We start from the raw sequence: 8262 nt of genomic DNA, 5'->3' as shown, positions 1-8262 counted from the left end.
GTGCCGCCGGACCTCCGCCTCGGGCAGCTCGCCGACCTGCGCCGAGCGGGCCCGGGCGGCGCGCACGGTGGCGTCCAGCATGCCGGGGTCGGCCGCGCCGTCCAGGAGGAGCCGCAGGTAGCGGTCGGAGTCGTCCACGGTCCCATTGTCCGCGACGGACAACCTCCCCGGCCCGGATTGGGCCACTTCGGGCTAGTCGAACCCTGTAAGGGTGCGCTTTTGTGGACTTATCCGACCCCCGAGGAGTGGCCGATGTCCGCCGACGAAGAGTTCCTGGAGAAGATGCTGCCGGCGAAGGACCTGATCTTCCGCCTGCCGGAGACCTTCGCGACCGTGGAGGAGGAACGCCGGCACCGCAAGGAGCGGCTGACCGCGGCGCTGCGCATCTTCGGCAAGTTCGGCTTCGAGGAGGGCGTGGCCGGCCACATCACCGCCCGCGACCCCGGGATGACCGACCACTTCTGGGTCAACCCGTTCGGGATGTCCTTCAAGCACGTCAAGGTCAGCGACCTGATCCTGGTGAACCACCAGGGCCAGGTGGTGCAGGGGCGCTACCCGGTGAACGAGGCCGCGTTCGCGATCCACTCGCAGGTGCACCAGGCCCGCCCGGACGTGGTCGCCGCCGCGCACAGCCACTCCACCCACGGCCGCGCGATCTCGGCGCTCGGCCAGAAGCTGGAGCCGATCACGCAGGACGTCTGCGCGTTCTACGAGGACCACGGCCTGTTCGACGACTACACCGGCGTCGTCACCGACACCGAGGAGGGCAAGCGGATCGCGGCCGCCCTCGGCTCCTACAAGGCCGTCATCCTGCGCAACCACGGCCTGCTGACCGTCGGCGACTCGGTGGACGCCGCCGCCTGGTGGTTCATCACCATGGAGCGCTCCTGCCAGGTGCAGCTGCTCGCCAAGGCCGCCGGGCAGGTCGTCCACATCAGCAAGGAGAACGCGGAGCTGACGCACCAGCAGCTCGGCAACGACCTGGTCGCCTGGATCAACTACCAGCCGCTGTACGACCAGATCGTCCGGGAGCAGCCGGACCTGTTCGACTGACGGGCGGTCCGGCCTGCCGAGGGCCCGGTTCCGGTGGGCGCGCCACGGGAGCCGGGCCCTCGGCGCGTGTCCGGGCCCTCGGCGTGTCCGGGGCAGCGGGCTCGACCCGCGCGGACGTTCCCGTCCAGCAGGGCAAGACTTGGTCCCCGCATGACGATGGGGCCCCGGCCTCGGGGAAGGGGGTTCAGCGGGGTCAGAAGACCCCCGGATTCCCAGGGAGGAAGCACCATGGTCAGCATGCTGCACAAGATGGGCCTGTCGTCCAACGTCCTTTACGCGATGGGCGCCGCGTCGATCGGAGCCTCGTTCGTCTCCTGGATGGTGTCGCGCGGCGCCGAGTCGACCGAGCGAGCGGACCGGTGGGGCATCTTCGTCGGGCAGTGGGCTCCGACGTTCTTCGCCCTCGGCTGCGCGATGCGGCTGGAAGAACAGTGGGCCCCGGAGCACGAGCACGAGCAGGCGCAGCACTCGCGTGAGCGCATGCGCGAGGCGATGCCCACCGGCTAGCCGGAACCGGATCCCGACCGCGTCGCGAGCGCCCGGGCGTCGCGGCGCGCTCAGGCGTCCCCGCTCGCCGGGGCGTCTCCGCGCGCGGCGATGTCCTCCTGGTGGTCGAGGACGCGGCGGAGCATGCCCGTGAAGGCGGCCCGTTCGGACGGGTCGAGCGCGGCGAGCAGTTCGGCGTCCAGGCCGGCGGCGCGGCCGGTGACCGCTTCCAGCTCGGCCCTGCCCTCGGGCGTGAGCGTGACCACGTAGCGGCGTCGGTCGGACGGGTCGCGGTCGCGGCGCAGCAGGCCCCGCTCCTCCAGCGCGCCGACGACGTCCACGAGGTCGCTGGGGTCGATGCCGAGCCGCGCGCCGAGGTCGCGCTGGGACGGCGGCTCGGCCGCGTCGTCCAGTGCGGACAACACGGCGAAGTGCCAGAGGCCGAAGCCGTGCTCCCCCATCATCCGGGCCATCCGGGCGCGCCCGAGGCGTCCGGCGCGGGCGAGGGCGTAGGTGGTGACGCCCAGCATCCGGGGCGGGGTGCGGCGCGCGGCTCGATCCATGTCCCTATAGTAGGGGTTGTCCAATCATTGGTTAACCCCAACGGATAGGAGACGGCATGGACGCCCTCTACCCCCGCCTGCTGATCGACGACTTCGACGCCTGCGCCCGCTTCTACACCGGCGCCCTCCGCGAGCTGCTCGGAGTCGAGCCCGCCAGGATGCTGCCCGAGGCCCGGTACGCGCACTGGGACCTGGACGGCGAAGGCGCCCTGTCGCTGTTCGGGCGCGCCGCGATCGCCGCCGTCACCGGAACGGCCGGTCTCCCTCCGGCGTCCGGGCAGGACCGCTCGATGCTGGTCTTCAAGGTGGACGACGTGGACGCCGCGACCAAGGCCCTCGAAGCCCTCGGCGCCTCGGTCGTGGCGGCCCCGGCCGACCGTCCCGAATGGGGCCCGAACCTGCGTTCGGCGCACCTGCGCGACCCGGACGGCAACCTGCTGGAACTCCAGAGCTACTGACCGGCGGCCGACCGCCCCTCCCCGCCCTTACTCGGCCCCGGGCCGCTCGACGCCGGCCCACAGGCTGGGCAGGTTGACGACGATGCCCTCCTGCGTGCTGCGGGCGATCACCACGACGGCCTCCTCGTCGGCGGACGGGTTCTCCTCCCGGTGCGGGACGTACGGCGGGACGAACACGTAGTCACCCGGCCCGGTCTCGATCCGCACCTCGCGGTCGCCCTCGGCGAACACGAACACCGGGTGCCCGGACACCACGTAGATCGCGGTCTCCGCCTCGCCGTGGTGATGGTCGCCCGAGCTGGTCGCGGGACCGACGTGCGTGCGGCCCATCCACAGCCGTTCGGAGCCGACCGTCCTGCCGGAGATCGCCTCCAGCCGCCGCATGCCCGCGGTCTGCGCGGTGTCTCCGGTCAGGGCGTCACCGCGCACATGCTCGATCCGCCCGGCCCCGGACGGTCGGCCGCCACCCCCGATCCGGCCGTCCCCGATCCGGCCGTCCCCGATCGGGCCGTGCCAGGCGGCCGTGCCGGACGTCTCGTCCGTTTCCCTCGCGTCGCTCACGACCCGATTCTGCCACCGCGCTTCCGTTCGTCCCGGGCCCGGCTCCGGCAGGGCCCACGTCGGCCGGGGCCGCCGCGAGCCACCGGCATCTCCGAGCCGACGGGACGGATCAGCCGGACGGGCCGGACTTGGCGAAGTGCTCGGCCAGTGCCCGCCGGTCGAGCTTTCCGTTGGGAGTGCGCGGCAGGGTGTCGGTCAGGCGCAGGTGCTGAGGGTGCGTGTGAGAGGGATGCGAAGCATCGAGGTGGGTGCGCAGGGCGGGCAGGTCGATGCTGTGTCCCGGCCGCGGCACCACGAGGGCGGCGGTGGTGCCGTCAGGAAGGGCGCAGACGGCGGCCTCGGCGACGGCCGGGTGCTCGTCGAGGGCGTTCTCGATCGGCTGCGGATAGGCGCCCGACGGCAGCCGGTCGACGAGCCGTCCGACCAGGAACAGGTAGCCGTCCCGGTCGAGATAGGCCGCGTCCCCGGTGGGAAGCCACTCGGGCCCCCGGCGCGCGGAGGCGTCCGCCTGGTCGGGGACGTTCGGCGGGGCGGGGCCGGGAAGACCGTCGGACATGGAGAGGGTTCCTGTCTCGCCGTCGAGGTAGCCGTCCATGTTCTGGGCGGAGCGCACCCAGAGCGGACCGACGCGTCCCGGGGGCAGCGGCCTGCCGTCCGGATCGCAGACCGTGACCTGCGTCCGCGGGACGGGGCGTCCGACCGAACCGAGCAGTTCGCCGCGCTGATGGTCGGACGGGCTCAGGGTGGCGATCATCGCCGCTTCGCTGGTGCCGTAGATCTGGCGGAGCCGTCCGGGCAGCCGCCGCGCGAGGGAGGCCACCCGCGCGGGAGGGACCGACGCGCCGCCGTAGACCAGCAGTTCCAGCTCGCCGAGGTCGGGCCGGGCGGCCGCCAGGTGGTCCGCGAACGCGAGCAGGTCCTGAGGCAGGCCGATCGTGCACTGCCGGACGCGTTCGCGGCGGATGAGCCCGGCCATCGACGCGGCGTCGTCCTGCTCGGGGAGGACGGCGGTGCCGCCGGTGGCCATGGCCCATTGGGCCATGAGGCTGGGCACGAAGGCGGCGGGAGGGGCCAGGAACCGCCACGGGGGCGGTCCGAGGACGGCCATCGCGGTGGCGAACTGGGCGAGTTCCGAGCGGTTGCTGTACGCGATGGACTTGGGCTCGCCGGTGGTGCCGCTGGTGAAGAGGACCGATGCGATCTGCTCCGGCGCCCCGCGCGTCCGCCGCTCGGGCAAGGACGACGGGCCCGTCCGCCGCGTGGCGAACACGCCCGGGTCAAGGTGCACGCAGTGGATTCCGGCGTCGGCGGCTTGCAGGACTTCGGCCTGCCGCTGACGGGACGGATCGACCAACAGCACGGCCGGACGCAACCGGCGCACCGCCGTCTCGACGGCGTCGAGGGGCATGCGGGCCAGCAGGTACACATACCGGCAGTCGAGGAGGTAGGCGGCCACGCGGCTGATGGGCGATTCGAGGTGCGGGCCATAGAGGCCGGCCACGGTGTCGCCGGGACGCACGCCCTCGTCCGCGAGTCGGGCGGCGAGCGCCTGCGCCGACGCGTGGACCTGTTCGCCGGTGAGACGGCGTGCCCCGCGGACCAGGACTTCCCGAGTACCCGCCGCCTGGAGTCCCGCGATCAGCGCCTGACCGAAGCCGCCGCTGTCCGAGGCGGATCCCGGTCCCCCGCCGGACCCGACAGCCGAGGGCGTCCCGGCCGCCAGGCCGTCCGGCGCCGGCCGTTCGTCCGCCGGTCTCATACCGGGGTCCCTTCGCCGGACTGATGGCCGGCCTGCCGCGGCACGCTCACCCGGCCGTCCGCCCCGCAGGCCGACGGGCCGGACGCGGCGGAGTGGTGGTCGCCGAGATTCCACGGGAACAGCTGCAGGTTCCAGCCGCCCAGGCAGTTGAGGTAGAGGGCCATGTGCGCGGTGACGGCGATGAAGTCGTCGCGGCTTCCCTCGCGGTCGGAGGTCATGTGGTGCAGGCAGCCCAGGAGGCGGTCGGTGAACTCGCCCAGTCGCCACAGCCCGCAGTAGGCCAGGAACTCGGCGGGCACGGCCCCGAGGATCCGCGTCATCTGCAGCAGCGACTCCAGCGGCATGCCCTGGCTGGCCGCACGCACCAGCCCGCCGTACACGTTGTAGCCCAGCGGCCGGGTCTCGCCGTTGACGAACAGCATCGTCGTGAGCGTCGTGCCGTAGCTGCCCGCGCCGGAGGCGATGCGGCCGGCGTGCAGGTCGAGTAGTTCGGCGGGGGCCCGCAGCCAGATGCGCTCGGTCTCGGCGTGCAGGTCGCCGACCAGTTCGTCGACGCGCGGGTCGCGCGCCGTGAGCCGCGCGATCCCCGGCCGGTCCTCGGTCGGGCCCTCGCAGCCGGGACGGCGCACCTCGGCTCGGATCGCCTCCTTGCTGGAGTAGACGGCGTCCCAGACCGCCGCCCCGGCCGCGGCGAGCGTCTCCATGTGCTCCGGCACGACCTGCCCGACCGGCGTCGCCGGCATCGGCTCGGTCAGCTCGCCGTATTTGATCCCCAGGTGCTGGAGCCGGGAGCAGAAGACCGTCCCGTCCGGGACGGCCCGCCGGTCCACGCGGTGCTGGCCGTGCAGGTGGAGGAGATCGTGGATCGGCGCGACGTGGAAGAGGTGGTGACCCGCCACCAGGGCGTGGCCCTGGAGGCTGCTGTAGGGCAGGGCGTCCCACAGCGCCTGCGCCAGGGCCGGGTTGCGTTCGTCGAGCCGCGCGGTGATGGACAGGTCGAGCGCAGGCCATGCGATCTCTATCTCTCTGGTCACAAAGAGTCATACTCAATCACTGAGAGTCAGATCGGGGCTGGTCGCGGCTATAGAGATGGCAAAGTCTCTCTCGCTCGCCGGGAGACCCCACCCCCTCGGCGTGCCGCGTGCCGGCGGGCGGGCAAGTCCCGTGTCACCCGCAGGACCGACCGTCCTCGCGAAACGGCGATACGCCCGGCGGCCACCCATAACTTACTCTCCGTAGTTGAATATCACCTTGTGTTCAAGTCCGCGACCGCGGGACGTCGCCCGATTTCCGAACGGCCGTCCCGGGTCCCCGAGTCCGAACCGGCGATCGAGAGGGTCACCATGGACGTCCCTTCCCGCCACGCCATCGACATCGACGCCCAGATGCGAGACGTGCACGCGCAGAACGCGCTGCTCCGCGACACCGGCCCCCTCGTCCCGGTGGTGCTCCCCGGCGGCGTCCGCGCCTGGGCGGCCACCCGGCACGACACCGTGCAGACCGTCCTCACCCACCCGGACCTGTCCAAGGAGCTGCGGCACTGGGCGGACTGGGCCGCCGGCGACGTCCCCGCCGACTGGCCGCTGAACAACATCATCACGGCCGAGTCCATGATCGCCAAGGAGGGGGCCGAGCACCGCCGGCTGCGCCGCGTCGTGAGCAGGACGTTCACCGCCCGGCACGTGCAGCGGCTCCGGCCACGCGTCGCCGAGGTCGCCGGCGAACTGCTGCGCGCGCTGGGCGACCGTCCGCCCGGCCCGGTCGACCTGCGACGGCACTACAGCTACCCGCTTCCGCGCGACATCATCTGCGAGCTGGTGGGGATGCCCGCCGCCTGGCACGCCGACCTGCACCGGCTCACCGACTCGCTGATCCGCAACACCGACGAGGCCGGCTACGCCGCCGCCCGGATGCGGAACCTGCACGACCTGTTCGCCGAGGTGATCGCGCTGCGCCGCGCCGAGCCCGGCGACGACCTGACCAGCGCGCTGATCGCCGCGCGCGACGAGGACGGGAAGGCGCTCACGCGCACCGAACTGCACGACATGGTGATGACCCTGTTCATCGCCGGGCACGAGACCACCATCAACCTCATCACCAATGCCGTGCGCGCCCTGCTCACCCACCCCGACCAGCTCGGGCCGCTGCTGGAGGGCGACGTCCCCTGGAGCGCGGCGGTCGAGGAGACCCTGCGCTGGCAGTCCCCGGTCGCCTACTTCCCGATGCGCTACGCCGTCCGGGACACCGAGATCGACGGGGTCGCACTGCGCGCCGGCGACGCCGTCGTGGTGGGCTACGCGTCCGCGGGGCGCGACCCCGCGCACTACGGTCGGCGGGCGTGCCGGTTCCAGGTGTCCGACCCGCCGCTCGAACATCTGTCCTTCGGATACGGCGACCACTTCTGCCTGGGCGCCGCCCTGTCCCGGCTGGAGGCCGAGGTCGCCCTCGAAAGGCTCTTCACGACCTATCCCCACCTGGCCCTGGCGGCCCCCGAGGACGCTCTCCAGCCGCTCACCACGGCCCTGAGCAACAGCGTCCGCACCCTCCCGGTCACGCTGGGCCCGCCCGCCGCCTGAGCCGCGACTCGGGTCGCGAGAAGGAAACGGCCCGCACCGAACACCGCAGCCCGCGCCGCGCGGCGCGGGCTGCGGTGTGCTCTCGGGCGGAGGTGAGTCGCTGGGGTCACTCTCGCCTCTCTTTGCCTCTGCAAGACCTTCCGTTGCCCGCACACAGACCCTACACTCCGCTGTGTCGACGATTGACCACGCAGCGTATCCGTTTTGCGGTATTTCGGGGAGGACGCGTGAAGGGACCGGCCCGGGAGGCGGCGGACCAGCTGGTGCGGCTCACCAGGCTCATCCTGCGGGCCGAGGGACCGGCCGCTCCTGAGCCGCCCGAGGAGGCGGGCGCCTCCCGCATCCTGCGGCACAACCAGGCCACGCTGACCGCCCGCGAGACGGAGGTCTTCGGGCTGATCGTCGCTGGGCACTGCAACGCGCTGCTCGCCGAGCTGCTCGACGTCTCCGAGCGCGTCGTGGAGCAGCACCTGGCGACGCTGCTGGCCGAGTTCGGCCTGCCCCAGGCGTACGGGGCGCGCGAGGCCGGCCCTCCGGCCGGGGCCCGCGGACGCACCGAGCAGGCGGCCCCCCGGCGGCTGTCGGTGCGCGGACGGCTCACGGCCTTGCTGATCATGCCGGTCACCGGGACGGTCCTGGTCGGTGGGGCGGCCGCCGCGTTCGCGTTCCAGTCCCCCAAGGCGCCTGGCCCGCCGCAGGAGCGGAGGCTCCTGCCGACTCCGGATCACGGCCGGGCCTCCGACCGTCCGGCCGTCTCGGAGGCGGAGTCGGAGGCCGCCGCGCGAGCGCCGAAGCGGCGGCGCGCC

Annotated in this window: 9 protein-coding genes; 5 read left to right on the top strand and 4 right to left on the bottom strand. The window is 72.9% G+C overall.

What is annotated here, in order from left to right; all coding sequences use genetic code 11:
- Positions 1 to 252: 252 nt before the first annotated feature.
- On the top strand, positions 253 to 1053 hold the full coding sequence (locus AB0J52_RS18330) for a class II aldolase/adducin family protein (RefSeq protein ID WP_500182787.1): 801 nt from the start codon (positions 253 to 255) through the stop codon (positions 1051 to 1053).
- A gap of 237 nt (positions 1054 to 1290) precedes the next feature.
- The gene (locus AB0J52_RS18325) at positions 1291 to 1560 is read left to right on the top strand and encodes a hypothetical protein (protein WP_500182786.1); all 270 of its coding nucleotides are present in this window, start codon (positions 1291 to 1293) and stop codon (positions 1558 to 1560) included.
- Between the two features lie 50 nt (positions 1561 to 1610).
- Here the strand turns inward: AB0J52_RS18325 and AB0J52_RS18320 are convergent, their stop codons facing one another.
- Positions 1611 to 2102, bottom strand: coding sequence for a MarR family winged helix-turn-helix transcriptional regulator (locus tag AB0J52_RS18320; protein WP_500182785.1), 492 nt, complete (start codon positions 2100 to 2102; stop codon positions 1611 to 1613).
- A gap of 56 nt (positions 2103 to 2158) precedes the next feature.
- Here AB0J52_RS18320 and AB0J52_RS18315 point away from each other — a divergent pair, with 56 nt between their 5' ends.
- Positions 2159 to 2560, top strand: a complete 402-nt coding sequence (locus AB0J52_RS18315; RefSeq protein ID WP_500182784.1) for a VOC family protein — start codon at positions 2159 to 2161, stop codon at positions 2558 to 2560.
- 27 nt (positions 2561 to 2587) lie between these two features.
- On the opposite strand, the gene AB0J52_RS18310 is transcribed toward AB0J52_RS18315, so the two are convergent.
- The 3 genes from AB0J52_RS18310 to AB0J52_RS18300 form a co-directional block, all read right to left on the bottom strand.
- A complete protein-coding gene (locus AB0J52_RS18310; protein ID WP_500182783.1) occupies positions 2588 to 3121 on the bottom strand; it encodes a cupin domain-containing protein in 534 nt (177 codons plus the stop codon).
- Positions 3122 to 3230: 109 nt separating this feature from the next.
- Positions 3231 to 4880 (bottom strand): class I adenylate-forming enzyme family protein, encoded by a 1650-nt coding sequence (locus tag AB0J52_RS18305; protein WP_500182782.1) that lies wholly within the window; start codon positions 4878 to 4880, stop codon positions 3231 to 3233.
- Entirely contained in the window at positions 4877 to 5914 is a 1038-nt protein-coding gene (locus AB0J52_RS18300) for a cucumopine synthase-related protein (protein ID WP_500182781.1), read from the bottom strand. The genes AB0J52_RS18305 and AB0J52_RS18300 overlap by 4 nt, the downstream gene beginning before the upstream one ends.
- Positions 5915 to 6223: 309 nt before the next feature.
- On the opposite strand from AB0J52_RS18300, the gene AB0J52_RS18295 reads away from it, so the two are divergent.
- Complete coding sequence (locus tag AB0J52_RS18295; RefSeq protein WP_500182780.1) at positions 6224 to 7456, top strand: cytochrome P450 family protein; 1233 nt, start codon at positions 6224 to 6226, stop codon at positions 7454 to 7456.
- Between the two features lie 227 nt (positions 7457 to 7683).
- Positions 7684 to 8262, top strand: a 579-nt coding sequence (locus tag AB0J52_RS18290) for a LuxR C-terminal-related transcriptional regulator (protein WP_500182779.1), incomplete at its 3' end; no start/stop codon positions are given.

The organism is Spirillospora sp. NPDC049652 (assembly GCF_040675125.1).
In the GTDB taxonomy this organism is placed as follows: Bacteria; Actinomycetota; Actinomycetes; order Streptosporangiales; family Streptosporangiaceae; genus Spirillospora.
The sequence above is the reverse complement of the archived record's forward strand: the minus strand, read 5'-3'. Positions and strand labels throughout refer to the sequence as shown.